Consider the following 22949-nt stretch of genomic DNA (forward strand, 5'->3'; position numbering starts at 1 on the left):
CTCAAATATAGTGATAATCTATAAAGCCATCATTAGAAATGAAAGATTATTTTATATGATACAATTTAAAATCAGGATTATTATAAATTATTTTTTACAATTAACTATGGTATATTTTATACAAATAATTAGTGGGTATATTAAAAGCACCGATTTAAAATAGGAACACATCTTCATATAATTTCTACAGCTTTTTTAGTTGTTATAATTATTTACATCATTATCTTTATAAATAATAAGAGTAATAATAAATTTTCAACATCGAATTGAATTTTTTTTGATTTCATAAATTATAATCATATTAATTTATTATTCCTAAAAATCTATAAAATGAAATATGTTCTGAAGTATATCAAGTCAGTCAATCTATTATTCTCGGTAAAGTTTCAAGCCATTATCAACTAACATCCATAGCTAATTCATATCATATAAATGTATTCGAATGGATTTTTCCTATAAAATTAGTCTAACAAAAAAATGTAAAGCAGTAACAGACTTTTATTTTAAAAAATGTTTTTTTTGTCAAATTGTTATTTATCCAACTATTTACTTTACATTTGTAGCGATATCAGAGATAAGATATTAATTAGTTACAAACTAAATTTTTTAGACATACTATTTTTAATTTTTTGGCAGCAAGCCTTTTACTTCTTAAAATATTGTATTTTTTTACTTTTACTTTATACTTTTCAATATATTCAATTTCAAATTGATTTTTAATCTCAAGTATTTCACGTTAATTATCACGCGTTAAGTTGATGAATTTATTGAGAATAATAAACGATTTCTTTTTTTAGAATAGAAATAGTTCCTTTATGTATAATTATAGAAATTTTTTATTATTCTCTTTTTTAAAAAAAATATTATGCAAGAAGGTACAGTTAAGTTTTTTAACGATACAAAAGGTTTTGGTTTCATTACAATTAAAGAAACAGGAAATGAAATTTTCGTTCATACATCAAATTTAATTGATGATATTAGAGAAAATGATAAAGTTTCGTTTAAAGTAGAACAAGGACAAAAAGGTCTTATGGCTACTAACGTTAGACGCATGTAATTAAACTTTAATAATAATATAGTAACGTAAACATATAATTGTTTTTAAACTAAAATATTATTTAAAACATTATACAAGGCTGATTCTATAAAGGAATTCAGCCTTTTTTTATTCAAAATATCAACTGTTTTTACATGCTGTACTAGAATTATAAAATGTATTATAAACTTTTAATTGTTTTTTTTAAATAGTTCATGTGACCATTGGAGAAACCTTAGTGCAAATTAAATTGTTGTAAAAAGGATTATAAAAATGTCATATAATTTAGAAACAAGTATCAAAAAAATGAAAGTCAAACATAAACGTTATTTGTCATGATGTTGTATCAAACATTTTTTAAAAATTTGTTTCTATTTCATTTTTGTAAGCGCCTGCGAATTTCTCAATACAAACACATATTGAAAATAATCTGTTGTAAATCTACCATTTTGAGGAACTATATTTTCTCCAAAAATTCTAGATTTTACATTGATTAAATACTTCGAATTGTTGTAAGGCGAATATTGTGAATTTAACTTAAAAAGTATTATTGTATTTGGCTTGCTTAATTCTTTTAGATCATTTATTCCTTTTACCAATTGTAAAGGACCATCTGCATTTATCCAATCTATTTTTTCATTTTCTGGAGTAGGAAACTGAGGATTTTTTGGCATATACATTTCACTATCTATAGTATAACTAACAAAACTTGTTGTTTTAATATTTGATTTTTTTAATTCAGAAGCGAATGTTCCTCTCCCATTTTCAGTTGCATTTTGCAAAACGTGATAATAACCAAAAAGACCATAAAATTTTTCATTTTCAAGTTTCAATTTTTTGATTGTATTCTTAAAATTATTTGCCATTGCTAAATCTCTGGACTCTTTTGAGTTATCGTCAAAATTTTTGTCAATCCCAATTACTTTTATTTTTAATGAATCTGCTATTTTTTGATTATAGTCATATATTTCATTCCATTTATCAAATAATTCTTGACTAGACTGTTGTGGTATTCTTTTCTTTATTGCTAATACTACTTCTTTTAATATTTGCCTATCTTTCAAACTATCCTCTAAAAAAATATTTATTTTTTTTGCTGTTATGCTATCCATTTCTGCTATGTAGTATCTCACACCTAACTTTCTATTTAAGAAAAAAAGTAGCTCTTTATCTAATTTTTGATTATCTGCATATCCATGAATTTCGCCTAGCAGAAAAACCTTTGATTTATAAAAATCATTATCAAATAGTTTTTCATCAATTGAATCTGTAACGTCAGTTTTATTTTGAGCTAAATATGACAAATTACTCTCATTTTTTGATTCTAAAAACAATTTATTACTTATAAAAAAGTAAATAAATACAAGTATAAAAATGCTTAAAATTGATATGAATATAAACTTAATGATATTTAAAAATTTTTTCATTGTGATTTGATTATATGTTAATTATTTTGATTCAAAAATATTAGCGATCTTTATAATGTTCAAAAATAAAATGATGAGTTGATGTTTTTTTATGATGAACTGTATAATTTTATTCGAATCAAGTAAAGTTAAAATTTATAATATCTCACAATTTTTAAAATTATAATGGGATTAACTTAAAAGATAAAAAATAATAAATTAAATAATTTTATAAAAGCTCTCTACCATGGATAAAATTAACTACGAATTTATTAAAGATATTATTGAATTAGAAAAATGTTCTGATCACAATGAAAGTCCAAAGTTTATTGAAACAAAAGATGGATTTAGAATTATTGCTTGTTGTGATGATTTTACAACTAGAATGATAGAAAAGTCAACCATTTTAATTACTGAACAATCTCTCAAAAGTGTATTGAGTATTATGAAAAAGTATTTAAATAAGTAAGAATACTCGAAAAATATAAATTATTAAATTTTCATTTTATCAATTAACTAAGTATAATATATTTTTTTTTGAAAATAATATTGACATCTGTATTTCTCTTTTCTTCTTTTCTATTGTGATAATTTAAAACTACTCTCATTGAACAAAACAATATTTGCCTCAGAAAGTAATGCTTTGTTCTTTATTAAGTAATTTTTCAAATTTTTAGGTGTATCAATAAGTTCGAGGCAAACTGGGTTCTTGTTTGATGGAATTTCTGAAATATTAAAACTAATACTATCATTGTGCAAGTAACCTGCTTTAGCTATAAAGATTGCTGCTTGGTTAATGTTCATTTCTTTTGCTCTTTTCAAAAGTAATTGACCTAAATTATTATTCCAAAGTCTTTGCCAGAAAGACTGTCCTTTGGCTTGCTGTCCATAACCAAAATATATTCTCACTATATTTATATTATGTAATTCTGAGTTCATGTAAATGTTTTTAGAGTTCATTTAATCGTTTACCTTTTTGATTTAAAAATCTCTTATACTTTGGTTCACCAATCATTTGTTTATTATAAATACTGTTGTTACCAGAAATCAAATATGCAACAACACAAGCTATAGCAGCATATACTCCACAATCAACACCAAAAAGTTCAAGTGCCATAATACTACAAGCTAACGGCGTATTTGTTGCTCCTGCAAAAACTGCAACAAACCCCATTCCTGCTAAAAGTCCAATCGGTAATGGGATAAAAATACTTATTGCACTCCCCAAAGTAGCTCCAATAAAAAACAAAGGTGTTACCTCTCCTCCTTTAAAACCTGCTGAGAGTGTTAAAATGGTAAAAATCATTTTCAATAGAAAGTCATACGCTGGCAATTGCTCTTCAAAAGATTCAACAATTGTTGGTACGCCCAAACCAATATATTTTGTGGTACCAATTATCCAAACTGCAAGAGCTACGATTGTACCTCCTACTAAAGGACGAAAAGGTGGAAAACTTATTTTTGATTTAAAAATAGCACTTGTCTTATGCATAGATTTACTAAATGTTGCTGCACATATACCAAAAATAACACCTGCTATAATGGTAAAAAAAATGGTGAGAAATGAAATTTCAGGAACAAAATCGATATGATAATGTGTATGCTCAGTATGCCAAAGTTTGGTAACTAAATCAGCAATAATTGCGGACAAAAATGCAGGAAAAATAGCATCGTATTTTAATCGTCCTATTAAAAAAACTTCTAAACCAAAAATGGCTCCTGCTAATGGTGTGCCAAACACTGAACCAAAACCAGCTGAAATAGCTGAAATAATTAAAATTTTTCGCTCATATTCTATCAATCGAAATGGTTTACTAAATTGATCTGCAATTGCTCCTGCCATTTGTAATGCAGTTCCTTCTCTACCTGCTGAGCCTCCAAACATATGGGTAACAAGTGTTCCTATAAATACAAACGGAGCCATCCTAAAAGGAATTATTTCCTTTGGATTATGTATTGTGTCAATAAGTAAATTATTTCCAGCTTCAATGTTTTTACCAAAATAGTAATAAAGTAAACCAATAGAGAAACCACCAATCGGTAAAAATATAATTAACCATAAATGATTTTCACGATAATTTGTAACCCAATTTAATGATTGAAGAAAACCTGCCGAAGCACTACCTACACACAGTCCTATAAGAGAACATAAAAATGCCCATTTTAAAATATAAGGAATTGCAGGAAATTGTCTAAACAACAGATGTAACTGTAAATTTATTTTTTTGCTAAAAGATTTTGTCTGTTTTAATTGCATAACTACCTGATTAAAATGCTTAGATCATTTTATTTAATCAGGCGTCATCAGCTTTTTATAAAGCGGTTGGGTAAGGAAGAACACCATTTCCTTTTTATCTACTGCAAAATTAATATTTTTTTAAAAAAATCTATTAATTTAATCATGATTTTTTTCTCTGCAATCTTATATTATCATTTAGGTATAGTCGAATTCATTAATGAAATAACTACCGTTTCAAATAAAAACCTGTTTATTTTTCCTTTACTTCACCCCTATTTTGTTCGACAATCCTTCGACACTTGTTCGACCGTTGTTCGACAAAACACCCCTTTTTCCGAACCGTTGTCGAAGGACACTCGAACAACACTCGAACAAACCCTATTTCTAGTTTTATCATTTTTGTCTCAAACCCGCTCTAATAAAGGAAAATTGTATTTTTCATCTTTTTTCATCTCTCCTCCATACCGGACAAAAATGGACAATAGTGGACATTAATGGTCTATACTAGACATGGTATATTACAAACCTCAAAACCAATGCATTATTACACTAACTTGCTGCTACATAACATAAAAAATTAAGAGTATGGCCGAAATTAAAAAAGGAATCCTTGGCGGATTTTCAGGAAAAGTAGGAACAGTGATTGGTGTCAACTGGCGTGGAAAGGATATTATCCGAAGTCTACCAAAAGCATCAAAAAAAGCACCCACAGAGGAGCAATTAATTCAAAGGGTTAAGTTTAGGAAAACCATCAATTTTTTGCAACCATTGCGCTCTATCCAAAACATGTATTTTGGGAATAAAGTAGGTAAACAATCGCGTTTCAACAACGCAACTTCCTATACCCTAACCAATGCTGTAGAAATGGTACAAGATTTACCTGTTATTATCGTAGCACGTGTTCTCATTACCAAAGGCGAATTGTTAGATTTTCAGCTTCCAGAACTTGATGCCACAACAGCTGGTATATTTAGTTTTAGTTGGGAAGACAATTCGGGGCAAGGAAATGCGAAAGAAACGGATCTTGTAAACGTAGTTTGCTATTGCGAAGAACTAAATAGCTTCTACATTTCCGAAGAAATTGCAACCCGTGATATGCTTGTAGCAAGTATTAATTTACCTACACCCTATCAAAACAAGGAAATTGATGTGTGGATCTACCTCAACACAGAGAAAAGAACACAAGCCAGTACAAGTATGTATTTAGGGAAACACGAGGTGTTATAACAAGCATATGATCTCAGTTCTATCTACTGTTTGTTTAGTCATTACCGAGAATAAGGTTTTAGAAATAGAATTTTATTCTTGGAATTTTTTTTGTTTTAATGCCATAGTGGAAATGTATTATGTATTATGTATTATGTATTATGTATTATGTATTTGAAAAAGAATTAAGAAACCGGCATTAAAACTCACACGTTAAGAAAATGGTTGAATGTAACGTAAAAAAGGTTTTAGCCCGTAGGGTTTTTAAAATCTTTAGTGGAATGAGAACATTTTTAGTAGAGAGGTTTACAGCCAAGAGTTTTTTGATTACTTTTTTGCTCTCAAAAAAGTGATAGAAAGATTATTCTCGTTTTTCAAAACTATATTTCATTGATTTTTTATTCATGAGTTATTATTGTTTTTAAATGAATTCATATGCCCTTCGGAGAAGTCTTGACACAAAAACATTTGAAATTAAAAATTTGAAATTAAGAGGAGAAGCTCCTGTGGAGCTTAGGTACATTTTTAAACTTTTACCTTAATGCAAAGTCTGTGCTAACAGAGTATGTGATTACAAAACATCAAGTCTATGCTTACAAGTCGGTCAATAACGACTACTCGCTAAATGCTTTAAATCATTCACATATAAAATGTAAACAGTAAATCATTTTAACACTCGCTACGTCGAATTGACACTCGACTATTCAGCAATGACGGTTTTTGAAATTCATTGTTAAAATGAATTTGATTTAGAAAAGAAGTAATGGAAAGATTCTGCACTTAGAGTACCTCAGTGACCATTTTAAATTCTTACTTTCATTTTTTGCTCATCCAAAAAACGAAACAAAAAAAGATGCCGACAGTAGACTCTCAATGATTCAACTAACTAAATTATTTCCATAAAGTTGGCAACTCGTTTCACTCAAACACTCCAACTTTTATATTCTAATAATTTAGAGTTGAATTACATTTCGATTCTAAATCGTCGGATTTTAAATTCCTATTCATTAACAATAAATCAACGTAAAATATTAAAGGTCAATAAATAAACATTCTTAAATAAGGACGGTTTTTAATTCATTGAAAAGTGAATTTGAATATTGAAAAAGAATTAAGAAACCGGCATTAAAACTCACACGTTAAGAAAATGATTGAATGAAACGTAAAAAAGGTTTTAGCCCGTAGGGTTTTTAAAATCTTTAGTGGAATGAGAACATTTTTAGTAGAGAGGTTTACGGCCTTGACTTTTTGGTTACTTTTTAGTCAAGTAAAAAGTGACATAAAAAAAAAGAAATTCGAATAATTAAAACAGAAAATCAATAAAAAAAATTAACACCCCCTCCCTATCCCTACTTCCTCTTATGATTTGTTTTATTTAATTAAAACCCGTATCTTACTGAAATTAAGCAAATTAAAACGTATGCAGAACACTTACTTTTTTACACAAAAAGAGAAGGATAGCAACGAGTTAAAACTTCTTTTAGTAGAATTAATTACGAATATACAACCCACGGACAAAGACCACGGATTCTACGACAGTGCAGATGTGCAAAGACTACTTAACGTTAGTGACAAAACGTTGTATCGCATGAGGAAAAACAAGACGATTCCTTGTTTTAAACTCGGTAAAAAGTACTTTTACCCAAAACATTTCTTTAATAAAAAAGCTCTTGGATAAGAGCTTTTTTGTTAATAGGATTTATATATTTGAATATTAGCCTTCAAAATATTTGATTGATTGTAATTCATTCATCTCATCTAACCAAATGACGTAATTTCTAATTTTCTGATTATATTCAATCTCTTCTATTTCTTTATTTGAAGGATTTTTTTTAATGAAATGAGTTGCCACCCAAAATAATTTCATACTGTTTTTATTTAATTCGTGAAGTAAGATATTTTTATCAATCAAAATCATGGATTGATGATCTCCATAGCTATATCTTTCGGTTTTTATTTCATGACTAAATCCTATTACGTCTGAATTTATAGTTAGATAGTTATTGTTATCTAATTCTGAAAGACTAAGTAATTTTCTAACTTTTTTAGACGGTATAATAACTTCTTTTTCTCCATCAACAGTATCTTTCATTACTTTAGTGAGACAATTATAAATATATATGTCTTCATCAAATTCAGTTTGATTATAATTTTCTCCTACCCAATCCATCCAAAACAAATTTGACGGACTTGTATAAGTATCTGTATCGGGACTTCCAAAATCATTTAAATGGATAGATTTTGAGTTTTGAGAAAATTGTTTTAGTAATAAATCGAAGTCTTTTTCATTTATTAGATAACTATTGCAATCAATATAGGATTTAATTGTTTCTGAGGAATTGGTTAAACCTGTACTTTGGTATATAGACAAATATTCTTTTTCAATATCTGAATTAAAGTCTAGATTACTGTATTTAAGCCAATTATTGAAATCTATTTTAGGATTATTATCTATAATTTTATCAATCTCAATTCCTGTATTTTCTAAATTATTGATTTCAGGTGCTAATTCCTCTTTTATTATCCATAATGGAGGGTTAAAGTATTCATCGACTTGATTTTCAAGATGGTTTTGTAAATCCTCCACTGGATTACTGATATGTACAATTTTAGAATAATCATCAATCCAATTAAATTCCCTATTTTCATCATCGTATTCATAAGGTAAATAATCAGATAAATATCCTTTTAAATAATGAACGGCTAACCAAACATATTTTTCTTCAAAAGTAAATTTTTCACTTTTACTTCCATGTGTTGCATCAGTATTAACGTAACCTGTTTCTCTATTAAAGCCTAATGATTTTATATAAGATAATGCCGTAGCCATTCCCCATATCCTTGCTGATGTGCTATTATTGATTAATAGGCTATATTTCTGGTAAAAATCTGTGATAAAAGGATTCTCTTTATCGAATGAAAGAGAATTGAATCCTGTTTCGACTGACAAAAAATCATCGTATGCTTTTTTTATAACATACCACGATAAATCATGACCTATTGGGTAAGGATCTTTTACAGGATTAATTATATATTTTTCATCAACTTCTAAAAGGATTAAATTATCTTTATAAGCAGGGTGTGATTTTTCAACTTCTGTTTTAGAAATTAAATTATATTGAAATGCTCTTTCAACTATAGCTCTGAAACCATATCTTACAATTACATTTCTATATTTATCAGTGTTACTGAATATATTATTTAGGCACCACAAAGCAAGTTCATGAATTGCATTTTCGTTTTTACATTTTGTAGAGATCCCTAAAGTAATTGAAGCTAAATCTTCGAGAATTTGTTGCTCGTCAATAGGTAACATTAAGTCTAAAAGCTTTTTAAACTCTAAAGGAAGAATTAGAGCCCATTTGGTTAGCTTAATTCGTAAGTTTTCACGTAATTTTTGATCAAGTGTAGTAAATCCCCATGTATATATTAATGGAAGTCCATCAAACATATCTGTTTCATCTAAATCGTAGTTATCTTCAAGAATAGAGGTTAATGACCATTGCGATAAATCATATTCTCTTATGTTTAACTTCTTAGACATTATGTTACTTTCATAATCATCTAACCCTGACCAAAATTTATCTCTTTCAAAATGATTTGTAATATTTTTAAGAATATTATGAAGGTACATTGCATTAAATGAACTATTCTTATCGTAAGAAAGTGGTATAATTAAATCTTGTAAAATTTGAAATCTTTTGATGTAATCCTTGGTGAAAATTTCTGTAATCCAATCTTTGTGTATATAACTTATTTCATTTGGCACAGCATATAAAGCATTTAATTGAAGTTCAAAAATTTCATCTTTTGTAAAACCATTAGTTAAAAAATCATCAATTCCGATTAATTTATGTTTTTTAATAAAAAGCTCGTTTATTATATCCTGAATGATTCTTTGATTAGGAATAAAACCTGAATAAGAATTATGGGCTTCATCATCTAATTCAGTAGAAAGTGAAATTGGATTAAAGAGAGAATCTGGTAAACAATCAATTTTTTCATTTATTATATCTCTACTTATTTTACTTGAAACTATTATTTCAAGAATTGATTGATAGCTGAAAGTGTAAAAACTTTCCTTTGCTTCTAATATGAAATCAGAATCTACATTTCTTTCGTATTTTATAAGGATTCCGTTATTAGATAAAAACTCAATTAAAAGTTCTATCTCATTGCCATCTAAATATTTTAACTGGTTTTCAATTTCTAAATCTAAAATTTGGCTATGACTTACTTCAGAATTATAATAGAACAAATCGGATATTATGTTTAAAAATTCTAAAACAGCATTTCGAGATTTTGCTTTTCTTGAATCTAATGATTCTAAGTATTCTTTATTTATTCTATCAATTTTTAGATTGATAAGTTTAGAAGTGGTTCTTTCGACAATTTCGGTTCTTTTAATAGTAGATCCTTGATATGTTTCACAAAATAATTTTAAAGCAAATAGACTATCCAGTCCTTTTATAGATTGATAATTTTCAATGGTTATATTATATTTTTCGAAATATTTTATCGAAACATCTTCAACTTTTACATCCCCCTCTCGTTTTAGTCTTAATTCCTTGTAGTTTTTTTGGTGATCAGGTAACCTTTCATTATTATAAAAATATTCTCTGGCACTGAAAACAAACCGTATTCTTTTATATTTACTTGCAATTTCAATGGCTTCATTAATTCTATTGTACCAATTTGCATCATTCAAAATATCTTCTTCAAGCCCATCAATACAAATTAATACACTTGTATTTTCAAAATTGACGGTATTATTAGTCGCTAATTCACAATCTTTCCCAATAGCTAATGTTTCAAGTGCACTGAAAATTTCATTTTTATTCCAATTGCTCAATTCTAATTCTTGAGATAATAATTGTGTCCAGTCTTTTGAATTAGCACCTTTAGCTTGAATTAATATAGCTGGTGCAGATTTGTTTACACATTCTTCTACAGCGTAAGCCAATCCAAGTGTTTTTCCTGTACCCGGTTTACCTAATATTAAGCTAGTTGATATTGTTACTAATTCATTTTCTATTGCAAAATAGGAATTAATAACATCCATTTTCAACTCTCTCAAAGCTACTTCCAATTTATTATAAATTGGCTTTTGAAGATCAGTTGGTTTTATAGATGTAAGTATTTTAATTGTATCTTCAATAGTATATACAATTGGAATTTCCTTGTCTTCTTCAATGGTCACATTAATTGCGATTCCATTTGTTAGCCTCGTTTCAAATTCAAGAGATTTTTCAATTAAATCTTCTATAAAACAATTAATTTGTTTAAGTTTCGTGGTTAATTCATCTGATTTTGAACTCTGGTTGATGAATTTTTCAGAGAGGTTTTTAGTATTATTCGCTTTATTTTTAAAGTCAAGAATTTTTACAAGAATTTTTTTTCTAAAAAGTAGACTATATAGTTGTTTGTCTATTAAATTCTGAATATCACCTTTAGTATGTAGATCTCCAACATATCTTTCTTTTAGCCAATAATTGGTTTTTTGTAAATCAAATTTATCTTTTAAAAATTTAGAGTGGATTATTTCTTTTTCAAACCAATATTTATGAACTCCCTCGTTTTCGGCTTTTTGTAATTTTTCTAAAATAGAATGCTCAAACCACCAAGTGATTTTAAGATCTGGGTATGAGTTTTTTATTTCTTTTTCAAAATTTTCAATTCTTACATCCTCACTATTTTGTGTCGGTTTTTTCCCTTTTCCAATTTTAATAGAGCTAACATCATGAGGAATACAGATAATATATTCTATTATATTAGGTCTTATAGTTAAAGCAGTAGTTATAGACTTTTTTATTTGATTTAATTCATTGGATTCCAAAGCTTGTTTAAACCATTTGGATTGTATCGCAATAATATTAGAATTTGATAATTTTCCATAAGCTTCAATACCACCATCTCCGCCTGCTCCATTTATTACTTTAAATTCATCAATCGAATTTTGATATTCTTTTGAAAGATATCTTTCAAAAAGTTGGTTACATAGCATTTCGAATGAATTTTGAAAGCTTCCTCCATAAGTATTAAATGAATCCCACATATTTTTTTGGACTTTTAATTTTTATTCAATTTGATATTTAATTTATTATTAAATCTAAATAACTTATATAATAAGTTCTATAATCTTAAAAAACAATTAAAGGATGTAATTTACAACTAAGTAATCCTTACAAGTTTTAATCACAGTTGTTTAATAATTTTAAGCATTCACTATAAATAGTGAATAATTCTTTATCAGAATCAATATCATTAAACTCAAATTCAATTCTAGATAAAATATTTTCCGTCAAATCAATTTTTTCGACCTCATTTTTAAAAACTTCGGTTGTGAAATTAATAATTAATATTGCTAGTTCGCCAAGCAAATAGTGTTCGCTATTGGAATATGGAATTTTGTAAGTTTTTTTTGTATATTTTTCAGAAAAAATTGAAATATCTTTTTCTCTTAAGTTATGGGCTAAAATATAATTTCTATAGTTTTTTAAATCTTTCCATTTATTTATTCTTTTTTTAATAGGTCTTGTGATTTCTTTTACTTTTAGTATTTTTTCTGAATGTTCAGGATACTTTAATGGTATAAATTGTTTATCAAATTCATCTAATAATGAACAAATGATTATAATTTGGTAATTTTGTAAAAACCCAGAAACCGCTTTAGTAAAAGGAGCGTCAGAATAAAAGCCAGGAAGCTTTACTTTATTTAAATATTCTTCATTATCTCTATAAGTCAATATAACTGTATTAAAGAAATTAATTTGAGTTCCAAGATGTAAAAATGTTTTTAAATTTTCAGTAATTATACTCATGTTTTATAGTAATAATTTTCATTTAGTATTTAATTAATTAATATATCAGAAAGCTAATGATATATTATTATAAATATCCAAAAATCATCTTATAATAAATTACGGTTTCACATAAATACAAAAAACCTCTTTAAAATTACTTTTATAAAGGTTTTTATTTATACTATTTTGTGCTTTATTATCTAAATTGGAGTTGTGAAACAGCTACTTGTGTTAGGCAATTTTTTTTATAAATTTTTCTAAGTAATCTTTACTTTCACAAGCGATAAACTTGTTACAATAATCAAAATTAGCTTTATTTAAAAAATTTACTTGCTCTTCTGATATAAATTCCAGATAAGATCCTAAGGGTCTATTACTGAGTTTTGTTGAGTAAAAATTAATATAAATTTTACTAGATAAAGGTAACGAAATAAATGAAATATCTTTTATATCTGGATTGAAATATGTATTAATCTTATTTTTAGTTGTAGCAGCTCCATAATCAGGTAGAAAGAAAAAATCATTACTATTTTCTGGTATAGAAATTACAAATATTAAATCACCCATAATATTTAATATTTTGTCAGCAATTTCTTTATACTTCAATGTATTTGTATATTTTACTTCTTCTGTAAAATTGAAAAACTCATCATATTGTTTTTTTAATTCATCAGAATACCATTCATATAAATGACCTAAAGACTTGGAGATTATTTCATCTGTATTTTGTTTATGCTTTGGATGTCTTTTTTGCGCAATTATACCATATCTTGCAAAATATAATAAAGCTTGATTAATTTCTTCTGTTATACATTGAGTTTTAATTAAATCTTGTATAAGTAAATAATTCTTTTTAAAATCTTTTTCAAAATACAAATTAAGTTCATTTTCAATAGTTTGATAATCTATATTTCCATCTATAAACCTTTTTGTATTTAGATTTTTTTCACTAAAGATAGATTTAGTAGTTCTTTTAGAAAATATGTTAAAATTTAATTTATCATAAATATAAATTTCGTTATTATGATTATTGAAAAAGTTTTTAATATGAACTTGAGAAATGTAATGGTGATTTTTTGGTATACTCATAAAAATAATTCTTAATGGATATCAGATTAGAAAACTAAATTTTCAATATTTCACTAACCTAAGTGACAGTTTTTTTATTATCTACTAAATTATGAAAGCTATTTTATATCATGAATACTTTTTTAAAAACAAAAAATACAGTTTCATGTAAATAGAATATCCTCGTTTATTTTTAAACGAGGATATTCTATTGTCTTGAATTAATGTAAAAACTTTATTGATACAAGTATAGTTTATTCGATGTCATGTTTTTTTTCTTCTTCCTCTATCTTTTGAATTTTATTTTCAACAAGTTCTTTTGTAATTGGAATACCACAATTGCTTCTTTGTAGATTTGAAATACAATAATTGCTTTGATTCTTTAATCTTAATTTTTTAGGTAAAGAATCTAACCTTTGTTGCTTTAATTTCCAATCTATTTTTTCTAGTTTCATGTAGATAATACGATTGATAATAAAGTCTAACTCTTCAGAATATCTATTGATGTCTGTGTAAATAAAAGCAGAAATCCAACCATCATGTCTGTTTTTTATTTTTGTAAGAAACTCTATAAGGTTTAAGTCAACTTTTCCTTTTAATAATTCCCATAGTTTCTCCTTAAACTTACCAAAGTTTTCTAAGGATGGATATAATTGCTTTCCATTAAAAGTTACTGATAAGAAGGTTAAACTCTCATTATCTATATCAGTAATTTTAGTTTTACTATCTTTCCCTAAAGGATGAATTTCTAATTTTAACTCTTTAAGATATTTAAAAGATTTTTGATATGCATTTTCACATTCTTTTTTTGTTTTGGCTAGAATTACAAAGTCATCAGCATAACGTACCAAACATAGATTATCTTTAATTAATTTTTGATCAAATTCAGATAAATAAATATTTGATAACAAAGGAGAAAGAGCATTACCTTGAGGAATTCCTTTATCTACATTTTCAAAATATTTAATTTTATCGGCATCGAAATCTCCTAAATTTCCAACTTTCTGACTTAATGCATCTAAAATTAAATGATTTATTGAGGTATCAGGTAAATTAGGAAATATTTGATTTGATAATAAATCAGATTTATCAACTGTTCCAAAGAAATTTATTAAATCTGCTTCTAAAACAAATTTATTATCATTATTATAATACTCTTGAATTTTTAATAATGCATCTTTGACGCCAATGCTCTTTTGATAAGCAAAACTGTAACCTTTACTTTTTGATAATGTTTCAGCGAAAATCTCATCAAGTTGAATTGCTATTGCTTTAATTACAACCCTATCACATATTTCTGGAATTTGTAGCGGTCTAAATGTATTTTTGCCTTTTTTAGCAATTAATACACCTCTTGTCGGATGAAATTTATACTTTCCTAATTTAAGATTTTCAGATATAATTGATATTTTATCGTCAAGATTATTATCAAAAGATTCTATTGTTTCTCCTGATAGACCATGTGAATCTTTGTTAAATTTATCAAGCTTTTTCCAAGCTTCTTTAAGAATATCTTTTTCAGATATAATTTGTAAAAGTGTTTGTGTTTTATTTCTCATATTTCTTGTAGTGCAAAGACCCTTAGAATGACATATTGTCAGTACGATAAACTTTACATAATAGAGACAGAAGCCTTAATTGAAATAGTCACGGCAAGAACCATCAAGGTTCGAACTAAGACTTTGCTAAGGCGTTCTTCGGCAATCCTTACTTTAGATTGAATTATCAATCTTATGTAAGTGAACTTCTATTATTCTAAATGTGTCAATTGTTATACCAATATTGAATTTATGACACAATTTCATATTATAATTTAAAAATTGGTGTCAGTAGCTTCAATTTAGCTAGACAAAAAGTATAATTCAACTTATTATATTCTAATTTTTCGCTGTTAAAATAGAGTGTAATTACCAATGACCACTAACGGTTGACGGATTTGCGACAGTAAAAAATATAGCAACGAAGTTGCGTGTATTTTTTATTTAGCAAATTCGATGATGTACGCAGTTCGGAGCGATAGCGATGAAATGTGTACATTGTCGGATGTAATCCGTCAAACGATTTGACGCGATTCGTAGCATTGTGGAGAATTGCGTCAAATCATAATTTTTCACGAAATTGAATATAGTTTTTTCTCTTGAAAAAAACCTCCCTTAAAAACATTTTGCGAGGTTGTATATTATTGTTATTTATGTTTAACGATTTCAATGAATCTCTAGCTCTGCTAACAAGAAGAAAGCTTAGTTATTAGCATTTTTTTTTAGATGGGTCTTCCACAGCAATGCTTATATTTTTTTCTACTCCCACATGGACAAGGTTCATTTCTTCCAATCTTCTTATTAAATTTGATTGGTGTTCCTATATTCTGAGAATTAAACATTTCCTTGGTTTCTTCTTCAAGTATTTCATCATAACACCATTTGTGGTCATTAAAAACTAGCCCATCTACAAACCTAGGACTATTCTTTAGACAACCTATTCCTATCCAATAGTCCGCCTTACTTTTATATTTTCTACCTTGACTATGCCAAAGTAGTCTTTTCATTAAATCATTGATATTGTAATTATCCCATGAAATAAAAGTTATGCCAAAACTAGATATTTTGGGACCTGCCATTAGAGTGAAATTATGGGATAAATTATCCCTAGCTGTTAGAGCTTTTATCTTTTTTATATGATTTATTAAATTATCCCTAGATTCTACAGACCAGTCAAGCAAATGAAATATTACATCAGTTATCTTAGGAGTATTAAGTTCGGCTAGTTGTTTACATAAGCTTTCGAAGTCTTTGTTTTTCCATCTACTTTTTATTCTATCGCCTTTCGCTGAAGTGTTTATCCCAAGTTTAAAAGGATAATAATTTCTATCAATTAGTTGACCTATACTAGTATCTATTTGGATATAGTCTGCATTTGGGTCTCTCCAAAGTTTATTAGTTAAATGATAACCTAAATAATGCATTTCTTCATTCGCGTGAAAATACTCCATTAATTCTATTCGTTGTCGAACGTAATATAGAAAGTCGTAAGGATTGTCCAAATAGAATAAAACGAGTTCTAAATCAAAAATTGTGAGAAATAAAGGATGTGGTGATTTATCATCCTTTTCCAAAAGTACAGAGGTTTGATGAGTAAGAGTTGGATAGTTTTCAGTTGTAACTCCTAAAATATATACTTCATCAATTTCTTCTGATAATTCTATTTTGTTACCATTTGAATCATAAAAAGTTGCAGTGTTTTCAAGAATTCTATCTCTACATATTAACCCATGTTGAAAAGCATCTTGTACAGCTCCTTTGAAATCTTTCTGAAGTTGTTCGAAATTACCTCTACGAGAAAGTTGTGTTAATTTCTTCGACTTTACTTGAACACATAAAGCTTTGCTGCCTAATAGACATAAAATATCTATATCCGTATCATCATGTCCTTTTTTTGATACAATTCGAATTGATTTAAAGACTTTGTTTATTCCAAATACTTTTTCTAAAAGTTCATATGTAATTTCTTCACCAACATTCCCTCTATTGTATGCTAATTTGTCTTGGTAACTTTTATCCTCTATCATCCAATAATATGGACTTTCATAAATGGCTTCAAAGAGAGAAAAATTTATTGGAATAAAGTATCTATTACTATCTAATTGAATTATTGGTTTCGCAGAGAAAAGATTAAAGTCACCAATACTTTTAAACTGTTTATTTAGACCTTCAGAATTCGAATTAATTAAAAAATTATCGAGAAAGCTAGATATATTTTTCTGTTCACTAAAATCATCTAGTGAAATGCAAAATAAATTTAATAGTCCATCGTAGAAAGATTTCCATCCCTTTTCTACTCCTTCTTCATTAGAAAATCCATCAGCAATATGTTTTTCAGTTTCAAAAAGTTCACGATATTGATAAAACTCCATCATCGAAAGATGTTCTTCAATAATTTTGTTTCGACTACTTTTGGGAACGGATTTGTCCTTTTTTAATTTTTTGACTATATCTTCTTTATTTTCCTTTAAGCCATAAAAAGATACTTTTTTAATTTTTTCCTGATGTATATTTTTAATTTTCTGCGCAATTTCAATAACCTCCGTAGGTCTAAAATTCTTATTGTTGATTAGCCATTTCTCATCGTATTTATACTTTTTTTCTAAATGCTCTAGGTATTGGAAGTCGTAAATTCCATCTCCTGAATAAAAAATTGGTTCAATGAATGAGTTTTCTCCTCCAAAAAATTCTAATTTGTTAGGAGGATTATCAGTAGGCAATGTTTCGAATAAATTCCTAAATCGGTCGTACATTGGTTTGTTCATGGAACGATGTAATTCCTCCATTAGGGAAACAGTCTTTTTCTTTAGGTCAATAAGATCAAATGGAGAGTTTGGCTTCTCAACTTTAACTGAGTTTTGGATTAAAAAACCTAATAAGAGAGAAATTTCATTTTTGTTTAATCTATTCCAATAATCTATCTCATGCATTTGCTCAACGTCTAAATGAAAGTCTTCCATTAAGATTAAGCAAAGGGCATAAATATATCCTTTTGATTTTACGAGTTCTTTTATGTCCTCTAAAACTTCTTTTGAATCGCGAATTTCCATTTTGGGATGAGGGTTTGGATAAAATTATAACTAACAACGTTTACACGAAAATTTAATATATAATTTCGTATAAAACAAACATACAACAACCATCTCACAATAAATTACGGTTTCACGTAAAAATAAAAAACTTCCAAAAACATTTAGCGAGTTTAGATATTTTATTTTTCTAATAATCAGAACTATGCAATAGTTACTAATTTTATGTTAATTCTTTGCTATAAATACCAGTAATAGTTTTTAGCAAAATAACTACATATAATTAAATCACAATTATTACCTTCTTTATCAAAAACTATATTTATTCTATTACAATTTTTTTCAATATTAATTGGTAAATTACATTCAGTTTTAATTCTTTCAAAATATGCTTCCCACAATTTGCTGTTTTGAGGAATTGGAAATAAAACAAAAGCAATAATTCCATATTTTGTATTCAATTTCTTTGTGTCGGAAATTATTGAAGCAATATTTTTCGTAATTGGTCTTCCACATTTTTTTACACCATTAATATTCCAATTTGTATTTGGAGTTTTTAATTCAATGAAGTATGTTGAATAGTCACCATTCATAAATGTTAAATCGTATCTATCTCTACTATTTTCATATTTAGATTCAACTATAACATCTCTTAAGTTTAATTGATTTAATTTCTTAGCTAACTCAAATTTTAACCAACCCTCAAATTTATTTCTATTTTTAACAGCAATACTTATAATGTCAATATTATCTAGTAAAATTTCTGTTATTGATTTTTTTATTAAATCATCAATATTTTCATAAGTTTTAGAATTTTGTTCTATTTTAGAAGTAAATTTCATTTTTATAGTTTATATAGAAGTTTTGCCTAATCTTGTTTTCACGAAGTAAAATATAGCTTCATTAAATATCCCCTATATCTTCATTTCGTAATATTATTCCAAACATACAACAACCATTTAAAAATAAATTACGGTTTCGCGTAAAAATAAAAAACCTCCCTAAAATCACTTTTAAAGAGGTTGTTATTTATACTATTTTGTGTTCTTATACTTAAAATAAGAGTTGAGCAACAGTTACAAATATTAAGTGAAGTTAATATTGAGCATTATAAATCTTTTCAATCAAATTTTTATGATTGTTAAATATAATATTATGAATATCAATTTTTTCGATATAATCTAAAAATAGAGTAATACAAAAATCTTCGTCAGATAAATGTGTGCTGTTCGGAATAATTGTTACATTACAACTATCTTCTAATGAAGTAACATATTCTCTTATAGTTTTTTTGTTCATTAAATATTTTATCGCATCTCTATTGCCTGTTGAATCTACAATTATTTCACTCAAATTAGTTGTCGATAATTCTGGTCTATTATTTTTTTGTGAATTAAACTGTTGTTCAAGCTTTTGATATCTTGTTGAAGTAACATTCTTCGTTTCATTAATAATATTATCTAATATGGTATAAGAATTACTTTCAATTGTTGCAATTTCCAGAGTTGTTACAAATGATAAGTACTGATGTAGTTTATTTAAATCACTAAATAATGTTGATTCAATGCAGTAGCCATCGTGACATAACGATTCAGAGGTTGAACCTAATTTACTTTTTATAGTATTATTTAATTCATTACTCTTTTGAATAGATGTAAAATCTTTATCAGTAACAACAACATATTTTTTATCATTAAATAATTGACTTAAAGTTCTTTTATTGTGTTCCAATTTAGTACCCAAATTATCTTTTCCTCTTATATGAAAATAGTAACATTTCTTAATTTCAGATTTATTTGTTATTATATCAGATTCTACAAATTTTTCTAAAATTTTGGTGATATATTTTTTGTCATCTTTACCTTCTACAAAAATTATATTATCTGAATTATTGAGTCTTTCTAAAGTTAAAATAGGACTTCCAAAATCTTTTTTAATTAAATCACCATCTTCTATATGTTTTAATTCTTTTGAAAGTTTTGTATCCTGACTTAAATAAAATAATTCTCCATCATCTGTTTCATTTACAAAGCTATCATTGTGGCTAATAATAAACGATTGATTATGTGATAATGCTTTAAGATTTGTAATTAATCTTTTTTGTAGAGCCAAATGTATGTGACTATCAGGCTCATCTATTAATAGTATATTTAGCTTTGAGTCTAAATAATCAACAGTAGCAAATATTTCTGAAATTTGTATTAATCCACTACCTTGTAAATGAAGATCAAACTGTTTAGTTTGATTTAATACTTGTAGGTTAATATATTCGTCTTTATTTTTTTGATTTTTATTTAGTATTTTAAATTTTATTTCAGAACCAAGAACGTTAGAAACTTGATGTTCTAATTGCTGTAAATCTCTATGTAAAAGAATTTTATTACGTAGAACTTCCTGCGATTTACCACGCATAATTTTTTTTCTAACTTGACCTTCATTCATAAAAGGTTCTTGTGCTAAAACTTGAGCTATCGGGCTTGTTTGATATAAAAAAATAGCTTCATCAAGTTTTATATTCTTTGTTTTTAGATGTGTCGAAAACGAAAGAAATTGTTGATTATTATATTTTAAAACACGTAGGTACGCGTTTGAAATTGATTGAGGTCTATTTATTTTAAATTGTAAATCAAATTGTACTTGACTTCCCGATATGTCTGTATCAACAATTGTCAATCCAATTAATGCTTCATTTGGAGTTGAATTATATAAATCAGTATCTTTTGCAAGCCTTAAAAAATTTAAATCTTTATAAGGTAAATAAAGATTATTTCCAACATAAAAATCCGTTTTATTTGGTCTAATATACAGTTGGTAACATCTATACCAAGTTTGTAAAGCTTCAAAAATTGTGGTTTTGCCTTGATTGTTCTCACCAATAATTACATTAAATTTCTCATTAGGATAAATAGATAATTCCTTGATACATTTAAAGTTTTTGATAAATATTTTAGAAATAAACATTTATAGATTATAGTTTTTATACAATTTTGGTTATTTATGTCATCTTAATTTACGAAGTAAAATATAGATTCGCTAATTTAACTTCAAATATATAAAATAATCTAATTTATAACCATTGTTGTGTAAAATATTATAGAATAATTAAAGATTCTATATAGAGCCCTTTGTTTATATTATATATAAACAAAAACTCTGGAGTTAGACAAACCTAAAATTAACTCCAGAGTACTATTACTAACTTTAACATGCCTACTGGTTAATACTACTAATTTAGTATATTGATTTTAAACAAAACGTTTTTAATTACTTAAGTGTTTTATTTATTTTTTCTATAATTACATACAAATTCTTGAAGAGCTTTCACAAATTCAGGATTATTGATTTCTTTTGTATCTCCGTTAACATCTGATAATTGAATTTTAGTAGGCAAACCAGCTTTAAGTAATCGTTTATATTCATTTTGTAACGCTTTTGCTAGTCCTGTAGATTTTCTTGGATTGGATTGTAACAAATCTATGTTATCTACTTCTAATATTTCACCTAATTCATCTAATCTTTTTAAACTAGGTTGAGAAATATTAGAATTCCATTTACTAATCGTTGTATCATCTAAATCAAGAAATAATGATAATGCAACAACTTGTAAAGATGAATCTTTTATAGCTTCTTTTATTTTATTAATCTTTTTTGACATATTTTTAAAAAAACTTGCATTATATTCCAGTTATTTTTTATACATTTGTTTTAGCGAATTGATAATTAGTCTATAAAGACGAATTAAAACGATGTAATCTCGAACCGAAATGACCAATTTTATTATCGAGAGTATCGTGGAATCGCTCCATGTCTGAAAAGTTTTGTACTTTCGCATACGGCATGGGCGGTTTTCACATATACTTTAGGTAATAACTTATAAAATCGAAGGATTTATAAGTGGGTTTGGTCACCCTCGGTCCTAAGTAGTGAAGCCGCCTTGCTTTTTTGCAAGTATTTCTTCATACTCGAGAAACATCGTTCCATAAAACCCAACACAAAATGAGAACGAAACAATTTCCATTCATCCGTAAAAAACCGCCAGACAAAGTCTGTTGGTGTTACTAATTCTTTTAAAGAACAAACCTCCGTTTTTATAACATTTTTAAAACACGGATCGTAAAGCAAAGGGTTATCCTTTCTTTACACGCTCTCTATCAGAGCCTCGGTAATGAGACTTTGACAGTAACTGTTATACTCTTTTTTTCGCACACTAAAAGTAAACCCTTTATTGCCATTTTCCAAATTTATTGGGCTCTGCTACCTATTATTTAGATGTGAGATGTGAGATTTTAGTATTGAGAGGATTGTATTATGTATTAAGTACAAATTAGATGTTAGATATGAGAATTGAGATTTTAGAGTTGTTAAAAGTGATAACGAATTTGAGTATTGAAACAGGATCTAGAAATCGGCATTAAAACTCTCACGTTAAGAAAATGTTTGAGTGCAACGTTAAAAAGGTTTTAGCCCGCAGGGTTTGTAAAACCTTTAGAGGAGTGAAAACATTTTTAGTAGAGAGGTTTACGGCCAAGTCTTTTTTCGTTAGTTTTTTTGACGAAAAAAAGTGACAAAAGATTTCTTGAAATGACAGAATATTAGAGAAATTATGTGTTAAAAAGTGTTAAAT

15 protein-coding genes and 1 riboswitch are annotated in these 22949 nt (G+C 27.0%); of the genes, 4 read left to right on the forward strand and 11 right to left on the reverse strand.

Features of this window, described 5'->3' with window-relative positions; all coding sequences use genetic code 11:
- Window positions 1-865 precede the first annotated feature (865 nt).
- Complete coding sequence (locus tag B3578_RS07430) at window positions 866-1057, forward strand: cold-shock protein (protein ID WP_135837047.1); 192 nt, start codon at window positions 866-868, stop codon at window positions 1055-1057.
- A gap of 350 nt (window positions 1058-1407) precedes the next feature.
- On the opposite strand, the gene B3578_RS07435 is transcribed toward B3578_RS07430, so the two are convergent.
- Complete coding sequence (locus B3578_RS07435; protein WP_291047615.1) at window positions 1408-2463, reverse strand: hypothetical protein; 1056 nt, start codon at window positions 2461-2463, stop codon at window positions 1408-1410.
- Between the two features lie 226 nt (window positions 2464-2689).
- Here B3578_RS07435 and B3578_RS07440 point away from each other — a divergent pair, with 226 nt between their 5' ends.
- Complete coding sequence (locus tag B3578_RS07440) at window positions 2690-2911, forward strand: hypothetical protein (protein WP_221856573.1); 222 nt, start codon at window positions 2690-2692, stop codon at window positions 2909-2911.
- Between the two features lie 110 nt (window positions 2912-3021).
- Here B3578_RS07440 and B3578_RS07445 read toward each other — a convergent pair whose 3' ends face one another.
- Both B3578_RS07445 and B3578_RS07450 read right to left on the reverse strand, forming a co-directional pair.
- The gene (locus tag B3578_RS07445; RefSeq protein WP_291047616.1) at window positions 3022-3381 is read right to left on the reverse strand and encodes a DUF190 domain-containing protein; all 360 of its coding nucleotides are present in this window, start codon (window positions 3379-3381) and stop codon (window positions 3022-3024) included.
- A gap of 10 nt (window positions 3382-3391) precedes the next feature.
- Window positions 3392-4699, reverse strand: a complete 1308-nt coding sequence (locus tag B3578_RS07450) for a voltage-gated chloride channel family protein (protein ID WP_291047617.1) — start codon at window positions 4697-4699, stop codon at window positions 3392-3394.
- A 31-nt stretch (window positions 4700-4730) separates the two neighbouring features.
- Window positions 4731-4799: riboswitch (Fluoride riboswitch) on the reverse strand.
- Between the two features lie 467 nt (window positions 4800-5266).
- Between B3578_RS07450 and B3578_RS07455 the strand changes: the two genes are divergently transcribed.
- Window positions 5267-5908, forward strand: a complete 642-nt coding sequence (locus tag B3578_RS07455) for a DUF6266 family protein (RefSeq protein WP_291047619.1) — start codon at window positions 5267-5269, stop codon at window positions 5906-5908.
- A 1399-nt stretch (window positions 5909-7307) separates the two neighbouring features.
- Window positions 7308-7565, forward strand: coding sequence for a helix-turn-helix domain-containing protein (locus B3578_RS07460; protein ID WP_038330760.1), 258 nt, complete (start codon window positions 7308-7310; stop codon window positions 7563-7565).
- 36 nt (window positions 7566-7601) lie between these two features.
- Here B3578_RS07460 and B3578_RS07465 read toward each other — a convergent pair whose 3' ends face one another.
- The 8 genes from B3578_RS07465 to B3578_RS07500 all read right to left on the reverse strand — a co-directional run bounded on the left by B3578_RS07465 (window position 7602) and on the right by B3578_RS07500 (window position 21980).
- Window positions 7602-11942: an NACHT domain-containing protein gene (locus B3578_RS07465; protein ID WP_291047621.1), complete on the reverse strand. Its 4341-nt coding sequence runs from the start codon at window positions 11940-11942 to the stop codon at window positions 7602-7604.
- A 136-nt stretch (window positions 11943-12078) separates the two neighbouring features.
- A complete protein-coding gene (locus tag B3578_RS07470; protein ID WP_291047623.1) occupies window positions 12079-12708 on the reverse strand; it encodes a hypothetical protein in 630 nt (209 codons plus the stop codon).
- A gap of 213 nt (window positions 12709-12921) precedes the next feature.
- On the reverse strand, window positions 12922-13779 hold the full coding sequence (locus B3578_RS07475) for a DUF4238 domain-containing protein (protein ID WP_291047625.1): 858 nt from the start codon (window positions 13777-13779) through the stop codon (window positions 12922-12924).
- A 233-nt stretch (window positions 13780-14012) separates the two neighbouring features.
- Window positions 14013-15317 carry a reverse transcriptase domain-containing protein gene (locus B3578_RS07480; RefSeq protein ID WP_291047627.1) on the reverse strand — a complete coding sequence of 435 codons (1305 nt, stop codon included), beginning with the start codon at window positions 15315-15317 and terminating at the stop codon, window positions 14013-14015.
- A gap of 701 nt (window positions 15318-16018) precedes the next feature.
- Window positions 16019-18346 (reverse strand): SEC-C metal-binding domain-containing protein, encoded by a 2328-nt coding sequence (locus B3578_RS07485; RefSeq protein WP_291047629.1) that lies wholly within the window; start codon window positions 18344-18346, stop codon window positions 16019-16021.
- 218 nt (window positions 18347-18564) lie between these two features.
- The gene (locus B3578_RS07490; protein ID WP_221856467.1) at window positions 18565-19167 is read right to left on the reverse strand and encodes a hypothetical protein; all 603 of its coding nucleotides are present in this window, start codon (window positions 19165-19167) and stop codon (window positions 18565-18567) included.
- Window positions 19168-19420: 253 nt separating this feature from the next.
- Window positions 19421-21286: an ATP-dependent nuclease gene (locus B3578_RS07495; protein WP_291047632.1), complete on the reverse strand. Its 1866-nt coding sequence runs from the start codon at window positions 21284-21286 to the stop codon at window positions 19421-19423.
- Between the two features lie 316 nt (window positions 21287-21602).
- Window positions 21603-21980, reverse strand: a complete 378-nt coding sequence (locus B3578_RS07500) for a hypothetical protein (RefSeq protein ID WP_260543015.1) — start codon at window positions 21978-21980, stop codon at window positions 21603-21605.
- Window positions 21981-22949 lie beyond the last annotated feature (969 nt).

The organism is Empedobacter sp. UBA1574, assembly GCF_002322895.1.
Taxonomy (GTDB): domain Bacteria; phylum Bacteroidota; class Bacteroidia; order Flavobacteriales; family Weeksellaceae; genus Empedobacter; species Empedobacter falsenii_B.

Excerpts from the sequence above, each read along its gene's own strand:
- B3578_RS07430 (WP_135837047.1), top strand. The coding sequence starts at position 866 with ATGCAAGAAGGTACAGTTAAGTTTTTTAACGATACAAAAGGTTTTGGT.
- B3578_RS07435 (WP_291047615.1), bottom strand. The coding sequence starts at position 2,463 with ATGAAAAAATTTTTAAATATCATTAAGTTTATATTCATATCAATTTTA.
- B3578_RS07440 (WP_221856573.1), top strand. The coding sequence starts at position 2,690 with ATGGATAAAATTAACTACGAATTTATTAAAGATATTATTGAATTAGAA.
- B3578_RS07445 (WP_291047616.1), bottom strand. The coding sequence starts at position 3,381 with ATGAACTCAGAATTACATAATATAAATATAGTGAGAATATATTTTGGT.
- B3578_RS07450 (WP_291047617.1), bottom strand. The coding sequence starts at position 4,699 with ATGCAATTAAAACAGACAAAATCTTTTAGCAAAAAAATAAATTTACAG.
- B3578_RS07455 (WP_291047619.1), top strand. The coding sequence starts at position 5,267 with ATGGCCGAAATTAAAAAAGGAATCCTTGGCGGATTTTCAGGAAAAGTA.
- B3578_RS07460 (WP_038330760.1), top strand. The coding sequence starts at position 7,308 with ATGCAGAACACTTACTTTTTTACACAAAAAGAGAAGGATAGCAACGAG.
- B3578_RS07465 (WP_291047621.1), bottom strand. The coding sequence starts at position 11,942 with ATGTGGGATTCATTTAATACTTATGGAGGAAGCTTTCAAAATTCATTC.
- B3578_RS07470 (WP_291047623.1), bottom strand. The coding sequence starts at position 12,708 with ATGAGTATAATTACTGAAAATTTAAAAACATTTTTACATCTTGGAACT.
- B3578_RS07475 (WP_291047625.1), bottom strand. The coding sequence starts at position 13,779 with ATGAGTATACCAAAAAATCACCATTACATTTCTCAAGTTCATATTAAA.
- B3578_RS07480 (WP_291047627.1), bottom strand. The coding sequence starts at position 15,317 with ATGAGAAATAAAACACAAACACTTTTACAAATTATATCTGAAAAAGAT.
- B3578_RS07485 (WP_291047629.1), bottom strand. The coding sequence starts at position 18,346 with ATGGAAATTCGCGATTCAAAAGAAGTTTTAGAGGACATAAAAGAACTC.
- B3578_RS07490 (WP_221856467.1), bottom strand. The coding sequence starts at position 19,167 with ATGAAATTTACTTCTAAAATAGAACAAAATTCTAAAACTTATGAAAAT.
- B3578_RS07495 (WP_291047632.1), bottom strand. The coding sequence starts at position 21,286 with ATGTTTATTTCTAAAATATTTATCAAAAACTTTAAATGTATCAAGGAA.
- B3578_RS07500 (WP_260543015.1), bottom strand. The coding sequence starts at position 21,980 with ATGTCAAAAAAGATTAATAAAATAAAAGAAGCTATAAAAGATTCATCT.